Origin of the sequence: Nocardia sp. NPDC005998 (genome assembly GCF_040614395.1) — a bacterium.
Lineage (GTDB): Bacteria > Actinomycetota > Actinomycetes > Mycobacteriales > Mycobacteriaceae > Nocardia.
In genome coordinates this window covers 211,942-228,521 of sequence record NZ_JBEXUI010000003.1, presented here as the reverse complement: position 1 = coordinate 228,521, position 16,580 = coordinate 211,942, and the positions used below count along the sequence as shown (strand labels likewise).

Annotated in this window: 17 protein-coding genes; 15 read left to right on the top strand and 2 right to left on the bottom strand. The window is 66.3% G+C overall.

Going from position 1 to position 16,580, the window contains the following annotated elements:
* Window positions 1-82: 82 nt before the first annotated feature.
* Together ABZ293_RS07470 and ABZ293_RS07465 are read left to right on the top strand one after the other, a co-directional pair.
* A complete protein-coding gene (locus tag ABZ293_RS07470; RefSeq protein ID WP_355178237.1) occupies window positions 83-241 on the top strand; it encodes a hypothetical protein in 159 nt (52 codons plus the stop codon).
* Window positions 242-567: 326 nt separating this feature from the next.
* Entirely contained in the window at window positions 568-1,194 is a 627-nt protein-coding gene (locus ABZ293_RS07465) for an NUDIX hydrolase (RefSeq protein ID WP_355178235.1), read from the top strand.
* Window positions 1,195-1,235: 41 nt separating this feature from the next.
* On the opposite strand, the gene ABZ293_RS07460 is transcribed toward ABZ293_RS07465, so the two are convergent.
* Entirely contained in the window at window positions 1,236-1,568 is a 333-nt protein-coding gene (locus ABZ293_RS07460; RefSeq protein WP_354950735.1) for a YnfA family protein, read from the bottom strand.
* Window positions 1,569-1,601: 33 nt separating this feature from the next.
* Complete coding sequence (locus ABZ293_RS07455) at window positions 1,602-2,360, bottom strand: metallophosphoesterase (protein WP_355178233.1); 759 nt, start codon at window positions 2,358-2,360, stop codon at window positions 1,602-1,604.
* Window positions 2,361-2,555: 195 nt separating this feature from the next.
* Here ABZ293_RS07455 and ABZ293_RS07450 point away from each other — a divergent pair, with 195 nt between their 5' ends.
* The 13 genes from ABZ293_RS07450 to ABZ293_RS07390 all read left to right on the top strand — a co-directional run bounded on the left by ABZ293_RS07450 (window position 2,556) and on the right by ABZ293_RS07390 (window position 16,574).
* Window positions 2,556-3,521 carry an alkaline phosphatase family protein gene (locus ABZ293_RS07450; protein WP_355178231.1) on the top strand — a complete coding sequence of 322 codons (966 nt, stop codon included), beginning with the start codon at window positions 2,556-2,558 and terminating at the stop codon, window positions 3,519-3,521.
* Window positions 3,522-3,681: 160 nt separating this feature from the next.
* Window positions 3,682-6,087 (top strand): RelA/SpoT family protein, encoded by a 2,406-nt coding sequence (locus tag ABZ293_RS07445; RefSeq protein ID WP_355178229.1) that lies wholly within the window; start codon window positions 3,682-3,684, stop codon window positions 6,085-6,087.
* Between the two features lie 341 nt (window positions 6,088-6,428).
* Window positions 6,429-8,060, top strand: coding sequence for a cutinase family protein (locus ABZ293_RS07440; protein ID WP_355178227.1), 1,632 nt, complete (start codon window positions 6,429-6,431; stop codon window positions 8,058-8,060).
* A 54-nt stretch (window positions 8,061-8,114) separates the two neighbouring features.
* Complete coding sequence (locus tag ABZ293_RS07435; RefSeq protein WP_355178226.1) at window positions 8,115-9,050, top strand: hypothetical protein; 936 nt, start codon at window positions 8,115-8,117, stop codon at window positions 9,048-9,050.
* A 19-nt stretch (window positions 9,051-9,069) separates the two neighbouring features.
* Entirely contained in the window at window positions 9,070-9,948 is an 879-nt protein-coding gene (locus ABZ293_RS07430) for a hypothetical protein (protein ID WP_355178224.1), read from the top strand.
* Window positions 9,945-10,586 (top strand): hypothetical protein, encoded by a 642-nt coding sequence (locus ABZ293_RS07425; protein WP_354950748.1) that lies wholly within the window; start codon window positions 9,945-9,947, stop codon window positions 10,584-10,586. Before ABZ293_RS07430 ends, ABZ293_RS07425 begins: the two co-directional genes overlap by 4 nt.
* A gap of 60 nt (window positions 10,587-10,646) precedes the next feature.
* On the top strand, window positions 10,647-10,943 hold the full coding sequence (locus ABZ293_RS07420) for a hypothetical protein (RefSeq protein WP_040692318.1): 297 nt from the start codon (window positions 10,647-10,649) through the stop codon (window positions 10,941-10,943).
* A gap of 8 nt (window positions 10,944-10,951) precedes the next feature.
* The gene (locus ABZ293_RS07415) at window positions 10,952-11,227 is read left to right on the top strand and encodes a hypothetical protein (protein WP_354950750.1); all 276 of its coding nucleotides are present in this window, start codon (window positions 10,952-10,954) and stop codon (window positions 11,225-11,227) included.
* A 23-nt stretch (window positions 11,228-11,250) separates the two neighbouring features.
* Window positions 11,251-11,949, top strand: coding sequence for a hypothetical protein (locus tag ABZ293_RS07410; RefSeq protein ID WP_355178222.1), 699 nt, complete (start codon window positions 11,251-11,253; stop codon window positions 11,947-11,949).
* Complete coding sequence (locus tag ABZ293_RS07405; protein ID WP_355178220.1) at window positions 11,946-12,761, top strand: hypothetical protein; 816 nt, start codon at window positions 11,946-11,948, stop codon at window positions 12,759-12,761. The genes ABZ293_RS07410 and ABZ293_RS07405 overlap by 4 nt, the downstream gene beginning before the upstream one ends.
* Complete coding sequence (locus tag ABZ293_RS07400; RefSeq protein WP_355178219.1) at window positions 12,755-13,606, top strand: hypothetical protein; 852 nt, start codon at window positions 12,755-12,757, stop codon at window positions 13,604-13,606. Before ABZ293_RS07405 ends, ABZ293_RS07400 begins: the two co-directional genes overlap by 7 nt.
* Window positions 13,600-15,084: a hypothetical protein gene (locus ABZ293_RS07395; protein ID WP_355178217.1), complete on the top strand. Its 1,485-nt coding sequence runs from the start codon at window positions 13,600-13,602 to the stop codon at window positions 15,082-15,084. The genes ABZ293_RS07400 and ABZ293_RS07395 overlap by 7 nt, the downstream gene beginning before the upstream one ends.
* Window positions 15,081-16,574: an SCO6880 family protein gene (locus tag ABZ293_RS07390; protein WP_354950759.1), complete on the top strand. Its 1,494-nt coding sequence runs from the start codon at window positions 15,081-15,083 to the stop codon at window positions 16,572-16,574. The genes ABZ293_RS07395 and ABZ293_RS07390 overlap by 4 nt, the downstream gene beginning before the upstream one ends.
* Window positions 16,575-16,580 lie beyond the last annotated feature (6 nt).

The window sequence follows — 16,580 nt, the reverse complement described above, 5'->3', positions numbered from 1 at the left end:
AGCGGGCTCTTGACGAGCATGGGAGCGGCGCGGTAAGCGCGGCTATCTGTTCATCATCGGTGACGAGCTGAACAAGGCGAAGTTGGCCGGGCGGCACATCAGCGCCGTCATCGGCAATCATGTGCGCACCGATATCGACGTGGCCTCGATCTATCGGGAACTGGCCGATCGGTGGCACGTGCACTACATCCTGCCCAACCAGTCGAGCTACTTCGACGATCCGGAGATCGCCGAGCACTAGCGGGGATTACTCGGTCAGAACTTCATGGAACTAGACGATCCGGCCGCGGTGTGTGAGCTCATCGCACTCACCATCGGGCTCGCGGAGGACCGCGTCGATATGCATACCGGACTGGCGGACCTGCGCGATGTGGGGTCGGCGGTCGAGGCGGATTCGGTCGGAAAAGCGTTGGGCGCCAAGGCGGGACCGAGTATGCGTGCGCTGTCTCGGGGCGGAGCTGACATCGGCTCGGGCGGTGCGCATTCCGCCAATGGGCACGGGTCGAGATGTTCTTGTTCGCATGCCACTCGGCGCAGGATGTCGGGGGTCCGGCAGGATGGGCCGGCGTGGAGCAATCCGTTGTTTCGGTCGATGTGGTGGCGTTGCGGTTCTGGGGCGATGACGCCGGGGTGAGCATTGGTATCGCACCGCGGCAGATGGAGCCGTTCACCGGGCGGTTGGCATTGCCGGGCGTGCTGCTCGGGCGGGGGGAGCGGCTGGTCGCGGCCGCTCGACGGGCCGTGCACAGCAAGCTCGGGGTGCCGGAGGCGGCGATCGGTGCCGTCGGGCAGTTGGTGACCTTCGATGAACCGAACCGCGACCCGCGCGGGCCGACATTGTCCATTGCCATGTGGGCGGTGGTCGGACCGCACGAGGGGCCCGCCCAATGGGTCTCCTTCGATGCGGTGCCCGAACTGGCCTTCGACCACAATCGCATTGTCGATGCCGCCCGCAGCCTGCTCGCCCGGTTGCTCTGGAAGGATTTGACGTTCACCCGAGCACTGACCGGCGACGAATTTCCCGCCACCCGCGCGGTCGAACTCAGCGCCTCCGTCCACGGCACCCGCCCGGACCCGGCGAATCTGAACCGCACCCTGGCCGCCATCCCCGGCCTGGCCCGCACCACCGAACGCCGCCGCATCAAGGCCACCGGGCGCCCGGCAGCCATCTGGGCCTTCACTCCGGACGAATAGCACAGCTGCCTGCCGAGTCGGTGCAGGTAAGGACGCAGGGTTCAGGGGCGTGGGGCGTACATGATGACCGCGACGCCGATGAGGCAGAGGGTGGCGCCCAGGTAGTCCCAGCGGTCTGGATGGAATTTGTCGACGATCATGCCCCAGGCGAGTGAGCCCGCGACGAAGACGCCGCCGTAAGCGGCCAGGATGCGGCCGAAGTTCGGGTCCGGTTGGAAGGTTGCGACGAAGCCGTAGGCGCCGAGCGCGAGCACGCCCGCCGCGATCCAGAGCAACCCGCGCTGCTCGCGCCAGCCCTGCCAGACGAGCCAGGCACCGCCGATCTCGGCGAGTGCGGCGAGGGCGAACAGCAGCAGCGACCGGGCGATCGTCATGCGGTAGAACGTACCTGCTGCGCCCCGCCGCGCTTACACCTCGTAAACCGCATAGGTGCGCCCGAGCACCGGAAACGAGACATTCCGCACCGGCACCCCGCCAGCAGTGCGCCCGAATTCGGTACCACCGTGCGCATGGCCGTGGATCGCCAGCACCGCACCGCCCGCATCCACGGCCTCGCCCAGATCGTGACACCCCAGACCCGGGTAGATCTTCGGCGGCTCACCTACCAACGTGTCGACGATCGGCGCGAAATGCATAAGGGCGATACGGGTTTCGCACTCCAGCGAGTCCAATGCGTGACGCAGCCGCAGCGCGTCCAACGGTCCACGGCGCATCCGACGGCGATGTTCGGCACTGCCTTCATCGGGTCGGCCCGGATACCCCGGAAATCCACCGCTGCCGCCCATCACACCCGCGATACCCAACCGCCGCCCACGCACGTCGAGGGTGATCGCATCGCCGTCGAGCAGATACACCCCGAGGTCGGTGAGCATGGCGGCAATGCGGTATCCCAGACGCCGGTCGTGATCGTGATTGCCCAGCACCGCGACCACCGGCACCGGCAGCCGGGCGATCTCGGCGCACAGCAGATCCGCCTCATACAGTGCGCCGCCCTCGGTGAGATCACCGCCGAGCAGCAGCACGTCGGCGGTGATCCGCAGCAAGTCCGGACGGAAGCGCCCCGCGACGGCATCGCGCATATGCAGGTCCGCGACGGCGGCGATTCGGATGGGTGCGGTGGCCGTGCCGTCGGCAGCGTGGAACATGGCGGTCAGCCAGCCACACATGCGGCGAGGTGTCAAACGGCTTTTGCTGTTCACCTCACCGCTACGCACCCTCGAGCAGTACGAATAGCTTTTAGCTATCGTGAGTTCAGTGGTTGTTCAGCGAGGCGACCAGCGATGGCGAGACCGATGAAACATCAATGAACACTCACTCGGTGAACTATCCGAAAGGCACAGGCGTACCGGATCGTTCCGGATATGAGCGCGCGAACCAGCACGTCCCTCGCACGCAGGCAACTGTTCTCCGGTGCCGTTGCCGCAGCGGCCGTTTCGACCGTCCTCGCCACCGGCCGTGCACAGGCCGCCACCCGAGTCGACAAGGTCGTCCTCATCGGACTCGACGGCCTGATGTACCGCAAGATCGAGGAAGTCCGCGCCCCGAACCTCTTGCGGCTCAGCGCCGAAGGCACCCTCGGCCGCGCCTCCATCGCCCCGCATGTCACCATCTCCGGTCCGTCCTGGGCCACCGTGCTCACCGGGGTCTGGGGCAGTAAGCACGGGATCACCGACAACAATTTCGACGCCACCCCGTTCGCGAAGTACCCGACGGTCTTCACCCGGCTCGAACGCTCCGATCCGACCCTGAAGACCCAGTCCATCGCCACCTGGGATCAGATCGCCACCATGGCCGGCAGCGGTAACCCCCGCGCCGACGTCGTCATCTCCACCCCACCCGTCCCCGGTGACGACGACGAAATCGCCACCGATGCCGCCACCGCCGACAGCGTCGTCACCGCCATCACCAAATACGCCCCCGACTTCCTCTTCACCCACCTCGACCAGGTCGACCGCGCCGGTCACAAGCACGGCGGCGCAACCAGCGAATACCGCGACGCCGTCACCCGCATCGACACCCTGGTCGGCCGCATCGTCGCCGCCGTGGACGCCCGCGCCCGCGCCAACCCCGCCGAACGCTGGACCATCCTGGTCACCACCGACCACGGTCATCGGCCCAAGGGCGGGCACGGCGGCCAAACCCCAGATGAGACAACCAGTTTCGTCATCGCCCGCGGCTCGAACTTCATCGCGGGCGCGACCAGTTCCAGCTTCTCCCTGGTCGATATCACCCCAACTGTGCTGGATATCTTCCACGCCCCGCTCGATCCGGACTTCGACGGCCAGTCCCGCATCCGCCAGCCCGTCGAACCCTTCACCAGCCGATAGGGCACCTTTTTCGCACCTCATACGGTGATGTTTTCCGAGGTTGCCGGCGACTCGGCAACCTCGGATCGAACGCATGACCTGCGCTCGGACTAAAGTTGTGGTCTGGGCGGTTGCAGCGGTCGGATAGGGTGTTCCGATCGCGGCGTGGAGAGGTGGTGGCATGACTCAGCATCTTGGCGAGGCGAATGTCGAGCAATCGGCGGGCGCCCCGCAGTCGAACGGTGCGGCCACCCCGGATGCATCGAAGCCCAAGCCGCAGGTGAGCGGCACTTCTGCGGCGGCGCGCCAGCCCGGTACCGCGGCTGCCGTCCCGACCTCGGCATCCCGGCGGGTGCGCGCCCGCCTGGCCCGGCGCATGACCGGTCAACGTGGTATCGCGGCGGTCAAACCGGTGCTCGAACCGCTGGCCAGCGTGCATCGCGAGCTGTACCCGAAGGCGAACCTCAACCTGCTGCAGCGTGCCTTCGATGTCGCAGACGAGCGCCATGCCCACCAGTTCCGCAAGTCCGGTGACCCCTACATCACGCATCCGCTCGCGGTCGCCAATATCCTGGCCGAACTCGGCATGGACACCACCACCCTGGTCGCGGCGCTGCTGCACGACACCGTGGAGGACACCGGCTACTCGCTCGAGCAGCTGACCCAGGATTTCGGCGCCGAGGTCGCGCATCTGGTCGACGGCGTCACCAAGTTGGACAAGGTCAACCTGGGCGCCGCCGCCGAGGCCGAGACCATCCGCAAGATGATCATCGCGATGGCGCGCGACCCGCGTGTGCTGGTGATCAAGGTGGCCGACCGCCTGCACAACATGCGCACCATGCGCTTCCTGCCGCCGGAGAAGCAGGCGAAGAAGGCCAAGGAAACCCTGGAGGTGATCGCGCCGCTGGCGCACCGCCTGGGCATGGCCACGGTCAAATGGGAACTCGAGGACCTCGCGTTCGCGATCCTGCACCCGAAGAAATACGACGAGATCGTGCGACTGGTCGCCGATCGCGCGCCCTCGCGCGACACCTACCTGGCGCGGGTGCGCGCGGAAATCGTCAATACCCTTGCGGCGTCGCGGATCAACGCGATCGTCGAGGGCCGCCCCAAGCACTACTGGTCGATCTACCAGAAGATGATCGTCAAGGGTAAGGACTTCGACGATATCCACGACCTGGTCGGCATCCGTATCCTGTGCGACGAGGTCCGTGACTGCTACGCGGCGGTCGGTGTCGTGCATTCGCTGTGGCAGCCGATGGCGGGCCGGTTCAAGGATTACATCGCCCAGCCGCGCTATGGCGTCTATCAGTCGCTGCACACCACGGTCGTCGGCCCGGACGGCAAGCCGCTGGAGGTGCAGATCCGCACCCAGGACATGCACCGCACCGCCGAATTCGGCATTGCCGCGCACTGGCGCTACAAGGAAACCCGCGGCAAGCACTCCAATGACTCCACCGAAGTCGACGATATGGCGTGGATGCGGCAACTCCTCGACTGGCAGCGAGAGGCCGCCGACCCGGCGGAATTCCTGGAATCGCTGCGCTTCGATCTGAAGTCGCCGGAGATCTTCGTCTTCACTCCGAAGGGTGATGTGATCACGTTGCCGCAGAAGTCGACTCCGGTCGACTTCGCCTACGCGGTGCATACCGAGGTCGGGCACCGCTGCATCGGCGCGCGGGTCAACGGCCGACTGGTCGCATTGGAACGTCAGCTCGAAAACGGTGAGGTCGTTGAGGTATTCACCTCGAAGGCGCAGAATGCCGGACCCAGCCGCGACTGGCAGAACTTCGTGGTCTCGCCGCGCGCGAAGGCCAAGATCCGGCAGTGGTTCGCCAAGGAGCGCCGCGAGGAAGCGCTGGAGAGCGGTAAGGAGCAGATCTCCAAGGAGGTCCGCCGCGTCGGGCTGCCGCTGCAGCGGTTGATGAGTGTGGACGCGATGACCGCGGTCGCGCATGAACTGCACTACACCGACATCTCCACGCTCTACACCGCCGTCGGTGAGCACCAGGTATCCGCGCACCACGTCGTGCAGCGGTTGATGGCGCAGCTCGGTGGCATCGGCGATGTCGAGAACGAACTCGCCGAGCGCTCCACACCGTCGACCACCCCGGCCCGCCAGCGCGTCACCGGTGATGCTGGCGTGCTGATTCCCGGCGCGGCCGGCACGGTCGCCAAACTGGCCAAGTGCTGCACCCCGGTGCCCGGCGACGAGATCATGGGCTTCGTGACCCGTGGCGGCGCGGTCAGCGTGCACCGCACCGACTGCACCAACGCCGGTTCGCTACGTGAACAGGCCGAGCGCATCATCGACGTGGAGTGGGCGCCGTCGCCGTCCTCGGTATTCCTGGTGGCCATCCAGATCGAGGCCCTCGACCGCACCCGGCTGCTCTCGGATGTGACCAAGGTGCTCGCCGATGAGAAGGTCAATATCCTGTCCGCCTCGGTGGCCACGCACGGCGACCGGGTCGCGATCAGCAAGTTCACCTTCGAAATGGGCGATCCGAAACACCTGGGCCACTTGCTGAATGTGGTGCGCAACGTGGAAGGCGTCTACGACGTCTATCGTGTGACCTCGGCCACCTGATCGCTCCGGTCGAGCACGCTGAACATCGCCGGAGGGCGCATCCGGCGCATCCGCAGGGATCGACGGGATGGCCGGTGCACGCCGTCCGCCGATCACCGGAATGCGATGTCCACGTTGATGATTCGAATCGCCGAGCGGGCGACCACCGGTTGCCGGGCGATTCCGGCGATCGGAAGTTTGTCGGAATATCGGTGACGGCACGCCGCGAACTGCCATCTGCCCGACGGCGGTTCGCGCGGACTTTTCATCGAACCCGCAGGAAGAGTCGGAATCTGTTACGGTCTATTGCGTTTCATGGCGTTTTGGTTGGGTGCGGCAACACGAATTGATTGCGGATCGCTATGACGAAGTACACGGCACGGATTTCGGGAATGCTGGTCGCATTCACCGTTGCTGTGGTGACCGCGGGAACCGCCGTGGCGCAACCGTCCGATCCCGTTGGCCCGACGACGAATATCACCATCGGCACCTGTCCGGCACTGTACGCGTTGGGAATTCAGGGCACCGGCGAATCATCGCCCGATGCCGCACCGACCACCGATACCGGCATGCTCTCCACGGTCTTCATGCCGATGCTGGCCAAGGCGTCGCAGCCCGGATTGGTCGATCGGGCCTACGTCCCTTATGAATCCGGCTTCGGCGGCGTGACCGCCGGTGGTGCCGCGTCGTACGCGGAGTCGGTGACCGGCGGATTGGCTCGGCTGCGTTCGATGGCCAAGGATGTCGCGGACCGCTGCGCCGAGACCCGTTTCGCGATCGTCGGCTATTCGCAAGGCGCGCATGTGGCCTCGATGTTCGCCCAGGAGGTCGGGCAGGGCCATGGCGTGATCACGCCGGACAGGGTCGCGGCGGTCGCCCTGTTCGCCGATCCGACCCGCAACCCCGGAGCGCCGCTGTTTCCCGGCTCGCCGGGCAAGGCCACCCCCGATCCCGCGCCGGGCACCTCGGGTGATCAGATCGCGTCCATCGCGGCACTGCCGCAGGAACCGGCCAGCGGCGGCGGCATCGGACCTGAACGCGATAAGGCCGCCAACTTCGCCGCGCTGACCGGCCGCGTCGCCAGTTTCTGTGCCGCAGGCGATCTCGCGTGCGACGCACCGGAGGGTGCGCCGATCCTCAAAGCGGTGGCCAGTATCGCGGGCCAGACCAAGTTGAGCGGTGGCGATCCGATCGCCTCATTGGTTTCGATCGCGCAGGCGCTGGCCTTCACCTCGATCAAGACCGCAACCGAGGTCGTCAACCAGGACGTCCAAGGCAGCTCGTTGGCGAATCTGTCGATCTCGCCCAAGAAGTCGATTTCCCAGCGCCTCGCCGACGCCGCTGACCCGCGAACTCCGCTCGATGCCCCCGCGGCACTGCGGGCACTGCTGAGGGTCGGTACGATCGGTCTGAACGCCGTCGTGACGGTGGTCAAGGCGGTCATCAACCCGGCGACCATCACTCAACTCGCCACCGCAGGCCTATCCGACCCGGTCTCCGGAATCCTGCTGCTCGGCACGAAATTGTTGGGCGCGCTGACCCAGCTGGTGCCGCCGACGACCGGTGTCCGGCTGGTCACCCAGGCCTTCGACGCGGTTGTCCAGAACATCACCGACAACAGCGACCTGCTCAATGTGACGACCTGGGTGCGGTATTGGGACACCGTCCAGCGCCACGGCGCCTACGGCAGCACGGCCGTGACCGCCACCGGTGCGGCGCCCACCCGATTCGTCGCCGACTGGTTCGCCGCGGTGGCACACGATCTGGCCGACAAATTCGGCGGCGGCGCGGTGCCGGAGGGCGGGAGCGCCAAGCCTGGTACCGGATTCTTCGGACAAACTTCCGGCGCGTCGACTACGCCGAATACCTCCAGTACGGGACAATTTCCGTTTGGGACAGGAGCCGGTGGCGCGTCAACCGGCGGCTCGGCGTCGGCTCGGCCCACCGTAGTACCCGGCACCGTAAACAACACCTACCCGTTCTCCACGAACTGATCGCCGAGAGGGTCCGATGATGCATCACGTGCCTCGCGCTGCGGGAATGGGGGAATGTTGAAGTCGTACAAACAGCTGTCGCGCTGGTACGGCGCGCTGGAGCCGGAAGCGGATGTATCCACCCCGCAGCAGGACGAGGCGGAATTGCGGATGCCGAGCGATGAGGACGGCCCGGCCCGGTATCCGCACTACATTCGCGAAGAGGATCCCGACGAAATGCGTGCGCGTAATGAGGTTCCGGCCGATCTGGGTTCCAATCGCAGCGAGTTCACCGGTGGCTGGTCGGATTGGGTCGCCGGACACGCCCCCGGCCCAGACGACGACTACGTCGGGCCGCGCGATGGCGAACTCGTTCAGTTCCCGTGGCCGGAGGACGAATACGACAACAGTCGCATTTCGCGCGCCGAGCGGGCGACGCGAGCGTTGCGCCAGGAGGCACGCGATCACCCATCCGCGCGCCGAGCCCGGGTGGTCGCGGTGCTCGTCGTGGCCGTGCTGCTGCTGGCGGCTGCTGCCGCCGGCGCGATCTATCTGCTGCGTTCCTCCGATGATCACGGCGCCACGGCACCGGTCGTGCCCTCGATGCAGTTCACCGCGGGCAGCGTTCGATCCCAGGGCATTTCGGATTGCCCAACCGAACGCGCCGACCGCATCGTGCGCAGTGCCGAACCCGGTGGCACCGATTCCGGACCGGACGCGATCCTGGCATTTCAGTACGCCTACTACGTGGAACGCTCCGGCGAGCGAGTCCGGGCGGTTGTCGCACCGGATTCGAATATCTCCGCCGCCGAGGTGATCCAGCACGGCATCGACACCGTTCCGGTCGGCACCACGCACTGCGTGCGGATCCAGACCATCACCGAGAACCGGTATTCGGTCGAAGTCACCGAGTACCGGCCCGGCGGCGCGCCCGCTACGTACAACAAGCAGACCGTCACCACGGTGATGGTCGGCGGCCGCACGCTCATCACGGGCATTGCGGCCGGATGAGTAGGGAGAGCTGATAGCGATGGGAGACGACTGGAGCCGCTGGCTCGATGAGGCGCCCGATGCGGGTGATTCGTCGGACCGGCATGCGCCATCCAAGGCTCCGGTGGTGCGACTGCGACGTAGCAAGCGCGGTGAGACCGAATCCGCGGAACCGACGCAGCGTTCGATTCTGGTGGTCGGTGGCTGTGGTGGTGCGGGGACGACAACCACGGCATTGGGCCTGGCGGGTGAGTTGGGCATGGCGGGCACCCCGACGGTGGCGGTGGACGCGACCGCGGCGGGCAGCGATCTGGCGCTACGCGGAGCCGATGAGCACCTGCATCCGATCAGTCTGCAGTCGTGGTTGTACGGACGTGGTGGCGATGAACCGGCGCCGTTGAAGGAGTGTCTGTCGCAGGCGAGTTCGGGCATCGGATTGCTGTGGCGCGACGCCGCGCCATTGCGTCGGCGTGCCACATATCTCACAGTCGCGCGCGGAATCTATGACGCCGGGTACACCGCGGTCTACGACGGCGGCAACCCGATTGCCGGACGGCAGCTGCGGCCGTTGCTCGATGACGCGGATGTCGCTCTGGTGCTTGCCATTCCGGCGCGAGCCGATGCCGCGAACCGGCTCCGGGTCACCCTGGAATGGCTCGACGACCAGTTCGGCGACACGGCCGAGGGACAAGGCGGTGGTATCGTCGGCGATACCACAATCGTTGTCTCACACCAGATGTCGGGTGCGGACTCGCATGTTGCCGACCATTTGCGCGAACATCTGTCCGGCTGGGTTCGCGACATCATGGAGATTCCCTACGATCCGCATTTGGCGCGCGGTGAACTCGTGCGCCACGCATCGCTGGCCGCCGAGACGCGCCGTGCTTATGGGCGGCTGCTCGCCGGAGTGGCATCATGACGGCCGCCATGAAACTTCGTCGTCGAACCGAAGCCGCTAGAGCCGGTGTGGTCGCCCCGCCGGAATCTCGTCGTGCACCTATCTGGGACCGCCCCGTACCCGGCGTCGGCCGGGCACCGCTGTGGTGGCTGCTAGGTGTGCACGGCGGTGCGGGAGCCAGTACCCTCGCGCATGTGCTTGCGCCCGCGGCGGATTCGGGCCGCCGCTGGCCCGGCGTCTTCGACCGCGAATCCCCGTTCGTCGTGTTGGTGGCCAGGGAAACCATTACCGGGCTCACCCGCGCGCATGACCTTCTGCGCCAATACCATTCGGACTTCGCCGGATCGTGTGAGGTGCTCGGTCTGATCACCGTCGCCGCACGTCCCGGTCGCCTGCCCGCCGAGATTCGCCGCTACCGCGATGTGGTCGGCTCGCTCGCGGGCCAGGTCTGGCAGATCCCGTGGTACGAGGAATGGACTCTGGTCGAGCCGGAGAAACTGCCCATCTGGACCCCCGGCGACGAGATTCCGCCGAAAAAGAAAAAGATCGACCCGCTCGAGGAAGTTCCGCTCGAAGTCCGCGAACTCGGCGCCGATATCGTTGCGGTGGTACGCGAAAACCTGGATAGCAGTACATCTTTCGAGGAGGGCCACCGATGAGCCTGACACTGACCGCCGGACCGGACCGTTGACGACAATTTCAACCCTGAAAGGCAGCCGATGAGCATGATTCTCCTCGCCGTGCAGGACACGTACGGCACTGTCCTGGCTCAGGTCGGTAACCCGACCCCGGAGGCGCCTCCCGGCTCGGAGAAGATCTTGCAGCTGGTCCGGTACCTCACCTGGTTCGTATTGCTCTCCGGAATCTGCGGAATCACCTACGCGGGCGGCAAGTTCGCATGGGAGAAGTGGACCGGTGGTGGACTCGAATCGCCGAAGATGGTGGCCGGAGCCATGATCGGCGGGGTGGTCGCGACCAGCGCGGGCACCATCATGAACGCCGTCATCGGAACCTGATGTCCGCGATGTCGACCGTGCGAATGTCCGCGGCGGAACTGCTCGCCTACAAGCAGATGCCCGCCGAAGTGCTGCAACCGCTGATGCAGCTGTTGAACTGGTTGCTCTGGTTCGTGCTGCTGGTGTGCCTGGCGTGGATGATCGTGTCCGCGGGCCGCCTGTGGATCGCATTCCGGAGCGATCTGGCGATGAACGACGCCTCGCACGGCGTTTTGATGAGTCTGCTCGGGGCAGCGGTGGCGAGTACGGCCTCGGGGATCGCGTTGGCGTTCCTGCCGACGTGAACCGGGATGGGGACGGCCCTGGCATGAATTCCACACCGCTGGCGACCGCTCGCCGGTCGCGCGCAACAGCAGAGCGCGAGCACGCGCGAAATCACCTCATCGCGCCCCGGCGGCGCATCCGCACGCCCGCTGCGGGTGTGTTCGGTGCTGCCATGCTGCTGGCGACGGTCGGCTGCGGCGGCGGTGACGGCGATTCCGGCCCGAACCTGTCGGCCGCGCCGACTCAGGTGCGGTGGCAGCCGTTCCAGGGCGTCGCACTTCCGAATGCCGCGCAGGGGCCCAAGAAGACGGCCAACGGCGCCGCAACGGGTTTCGAGCAGTCACCGAGCGGTGCGGCCCTCGCGGCGATCGTCCACACGGTGCGATTGTCGATCGCCGCCGACAGTCAGTGGCCCGATATCGTGCGCCTCGAGGTGGTGCCGGACAAGGCGAGAGATGAGTGGTCGGTGAACCGCCTGCAGCTCTCGATCACCGGCCCGGCGTCGCCCGAATACGCTCCGAGACTGCTGGGTTACAAGATCACCAGCTACACCGAGGCGGCATCGGCCGTCGATGTCTATACCGAATATTCCGACAGCTCCAAGGCGGTGAATCACACCACCGTCGAGTGGTTCGGCAACGACTGGAGGTTACGGCTGCCCGACCAGGACCCGACCGCCCGGCCCATTGAGTCGGTCGATGAATTACCCACGGACATAGTGAAATTGGAGGCACCGGCATGAGCGAAAAGGAGTCGTACCCGCGCGATCGCGTCTCCTTCGGTGTCATCGCGTCCGCGGCCGTGGTGGTGCTCATCGTCGTGGTGGGCATATTCGTTTTCATCGGGCGAGGCGATTCGGGTTCCGGCGGCGACAAGGCTGCCACCGCAGCGGGTTCCGGCGCGGACGGCTTCGCGACCCCCGAGGTGGATATTCTGGGCAGGCGCGTCGATATCCCGAACAACCCTGCCGGACAACCACTTCCGCAGGATCCGACCCGCCAGCGCAAACCGTCCGACGCGGACTGGCTGACCGCCGCCCCCGAGGGCACCACCGCACCGCACGGCTGGCAGCGGGTCTATGGCGCCTCGGTCCCGTTCTCCACCTCGGACGGACCCACCCGCATCGAAGACGGTCTGGCCGTCGGCTATTCGCACACCCCGCAGGGCGCGGTGCTCGCGGCGGCCCAGATCACCTACCGCCTCAACGCCCGCCCCGCCCACCGCGACCTCTATGTCCGCCAGGTGCGCGTCTCGGCCCAGCAGATCGCGGCCTATGACAAGGCGCTGTCCCAGGACAAGCTGCCGGAACAGCAGCCGGAGAAGGTAACTCGGTATTTCGTTGCCTCGGATGCGTTCAGGGTTGAGAACTATGCGGATGATCTGGCGATCATTCAGTTCGCTTCGCGTGGCCCGGTGGTCGACGGCAAGCAGCTGTGGGCGGCCCTGCGATTGGTCATGGTGTGGGATGCGGGGGACTGGCGACTGAAGCCCGCCACCACGAACACCACGCAGACCGCGTATGTCGAATCCCTGAACGGGTGGACGAAATGGTGAGCCTGGGGCCCGGCTCGGGTCCGGCACGCAACCGTTCGCCGCTCGCGGTGCTCGGCGTCGGCGCGCTGCTCGCGGTGGTCGTCGCGGTCGCGGTGACCGTGGTTGCGATGCGGGACAACGCCGATGGCGGCGACCAGGTGTCGAAGACGGGGACGAGTTCGGAGAATGTGCCCGAGACCGGGGCGGCGGGCTTCGGCAATCCGGACGTCGATATATTCGGCCGGCGAGTCGATGTGCCCGACAATGGCATAGGCGTTGTGCTGGAACAGAATCTCGCACTGCGACAGCAGCCGGGTGGGCCGAATTGGCAGACCGCGGCACCGCAGCCTGCCAGTGGACAAGGCGTGTGGCAGCGCGTGTTCGGCGGACCTGTGGTGCGGTTCTCCAGCTCCGATGGTCCGGCACGCATCGACGGCAAGGCAGCCGTCGGATTCGCCCACACTCCGCAGGGCGCGGCCCTGGCGGCCGAACAGATCTACTGGCGCACCAATGCGAACCCGCGCGACCGTGATCTGCTGCTGCAGCTGGTAGAGGTCACGCCGCAATATCTGGCCGATTACGACCGACTCGTGGCCGAGGGCAAGGTCTCGGATCGACTGCCGGACAAGTTGAGACCCTTGCTGTTCGCTTCGGATGCATTCCGAATCGAGAGCTATGCCGAAGATTCAGCGATCGTCCAGTTTGCGAGAAAGGCCCGAGAAACAGCTGATGGCCAACCAACATGGGTCGGCATGCGCCTGGCAGTCGTATGGCGCGAAGGCGATTGGAAGCTCACGGCGGTGAGTGGACAGCAGCAAGTCCAGATCGATTCCCTGGGAAGCATCGAGGGGTGGACACAATGGTGAGGCGTCTAGTCACGATTTTCGCGGTCATCTTCACGGTGATGATCGCGACACCGACGGTGGCATACGGACAGACCTACGGTTTCGACGACACGTGCAACGAACTGCACGACACCCTCGACAATGTCGGCCTGCCGGGGGTATCCCTCGGTGACGCCGCGTCGGCGGTATGCAAGGCGGGTAACGCCGCATCACATCCCAGCGGCGTCGCGAACGCGATCAAGGACAAGGCCTGGGATTCGACCTTCGGCAAGGTTGTCGATTCGCTGATGAACGGCCTCGGCCAGGCCATCATCCTCGCATTGACCTTCTGGATGAAGGTCCCCAACGAGGCGGCCAGCGATAACGGTTCGTTGTTCGTGAAGATCAACGATTACACCTACCAGGCACAGATATTGCTGCTGATAGCCTCGGTGATCTTGTCCGGCGCCAGACTGGCCGAAGCCAGACGCGGCGCCGCGATGAACGAGGCGGCCGAATCGTTCCGCATGTTCGCCCGTGTGGTTTTCAGCTCCTGGATGCTCGGCGCCGTCATCGTCGCCGGTACCCAGGCCTCGGATCGCTTCTCCGAGTGGATCATCAACGATTCGACCAATGGCAATGCCAAGGACCTGGCCGAGCTGATGGTGAAAACCAGTAAGCTGCAGGCATTTTCGCCGGGTCTGGTGCTGATCATCGCGATCGTCGGATTGCTCGGCGCGCTCGCGCAGATCGTGCTCGCCATCGTCCGGCAGGGCCTGCTGCTCATCGCGGCGGGTGTGCTGCCACTGGCGGCGGCCGCGTCCGGTATGAATGTCGGCAAGCAGTCCTATCAGAAGCTGATCGGCTGGATCATCGCGTTCATGCTCTGGAAGCCGGTGGCCGCCATCGTCTATATGATCGCGTTCACCACTGCGGGCCATGTGGATTCGCTGACCGATACCGGCGGGCTGCCCGAAGGTGAACAGGCACAGCGGATGTTGGTCGCGATCGTGCTGCTGTGCAGTGTCGCGTTCGTGCTGCCCGCGCTGATGCGACTGGTGACGCCCGCGGTCGCGATCGTGGGCAGCGGCGGTTCCGGTCTCACCGCGACGGGTGGAACCCTGATTGCGGTAGGCGCTTTGGGTGCGATGGGTACCAAGGCCGTTTCGGTCAAGGGTGCCGCACCGGGTTCGGCTGGGTATGTCAGCGGTTCGTCCACCGGTCCGCGGCCCCCGGGCGGCGCTGGCGGTCCGCGCGGTGGCGGTGGCGCTCCGCGTCCGGTCCCGCCGCGCGGCGGCGGTGGCGGCGGCGGTGCCGCGACGGGCGCACCTCCGCGCGCCTCCGGCCCGCAGGGCGGGGCGGGAGTACCGTCCGGAGCGTCCAGGGCGGCGGGTGCGATCGGTGCGGCCCGCGCCGCGACCGCGCCGCTGACCCGCGCCGATGAGGCCATGGGTGATGTAGCTGGTGACCGCTGGGCGAATCGTTCGCCCGACCTCGGGAGGAGCACCATTCCGCGATGACGATGACGAGCGATCCCTACGAGCGCCGCTCGTACGGGCTGTGGCAGAAGCCGCGCAGCGCAGGTCTTTTCGGTCTGCGCTGGGAAGAGACCGTCATCGGCTTCGTCGTCGTGATCACGGCCCTGATCTGCGCGATGGTCGGCGGGTTCCAATGGGGTCTGATCGTGGGCGGCACCGGCGTTGTCGTGATGGTTCCACTGGTGTGGCGGACCGGGGGCCGCTCCGGATACGAGAACGGATTGATGATGTTCAACTGGATGCGCTCACGCAGCCGCGGCGAGCATGTGTACCGAGGTGGCCGGTTCTCGCGGATTCCGGGCGGTGTCACCCGGCTACCCGGTCTGCTCGCGCCCTCGAAGCTCTATGAGGGCATCGATGCGGGCGGCTACAGCTTCGGCATGATCCACCTACCGCAATTCGCCCAGTACACAGTGGTTTTGCGGGCGTGGCCGCAGGGCCACGAGGCCGTCGATCAGCCGGTCATCGATCGCTGGGTCTCGGCATGGGGCACCTTCCTCGCCTCGGTCGGCCAGACCAGTGACATCGTCGCGGTGGTTCCGGTGATCGATACCGTGCCCGAAACCGGCAACCGGCTGCTCACGGAGGTCTCCACTATCACCCGGCCGGAGGCACCAGAACTGGCGCAGCAGGTGATGTACGAACTCGCGACCGAACTACCGCAGGAACGGGTGCAATTGCTGCCGCGGGTCGCGATCACCTTCAAGGCGACCACCGCCGAGCGGCGCAAGAATCCCGCCGAGGAGGCCGTCGAGATCGGGCGCAGGTTGCCGGGCATCTGCGCCGCGCTCGCCGAGGCGGGCGTGCGCGCCCAGCCCATGTCGGCCGATGAGGTCATCTCGTTCATCCGGCGCAGCTACGACCCGGCCTCGCAGGCCGATCTCGAGGTCGCCGCCGGCGAACCCGAAGGGCACGGGCTGGATTGGGCCGATGCCGGACCGGTCTCGCACGACGAGAAGTGGGATCATCTGGTGCACGATGGCGGCCGCTCGGTCACCTGGGAGATGGACGCCGCACCCGAGGGGGCGGTAGACGAGCGGGTGCTGCAGCGGCTGCTGGCGCCGAATCCCGAAGTGCCGCGCAAGCGCATCGCCATCGTGTACCGTCCGCATTCGGCCGCCGACGCCGCCGAAATCGTCGATGACGACTTCAAAAACGCGCTGGTGGCACAGCAGAGCGAACGCGGTGTCGTCTCGGCGGCCGCGACCCTGCGGGTGGGCGCCACCCAGCAGGCCCGTGAGGAACAAGCCCGGGGTCACGGTGTGACCCGCTTCGGGGCGCTGGTGACCATTACCGAGCCCCTGCGCGGCGACCTGCCGCGTATCGAAGCCATAACCCGCGACCTGTCCACACAGGCGCGGTTGAAGATCCGGCGGTGCTACCGCTATCAGGCGGCGGCCTTCGCGGCCTCGCTCGGTTGCGGGGTGATCCTGCCGGAACACGCGACAATTCCGAAAGCCTTGGCGGGGTGAGCGATC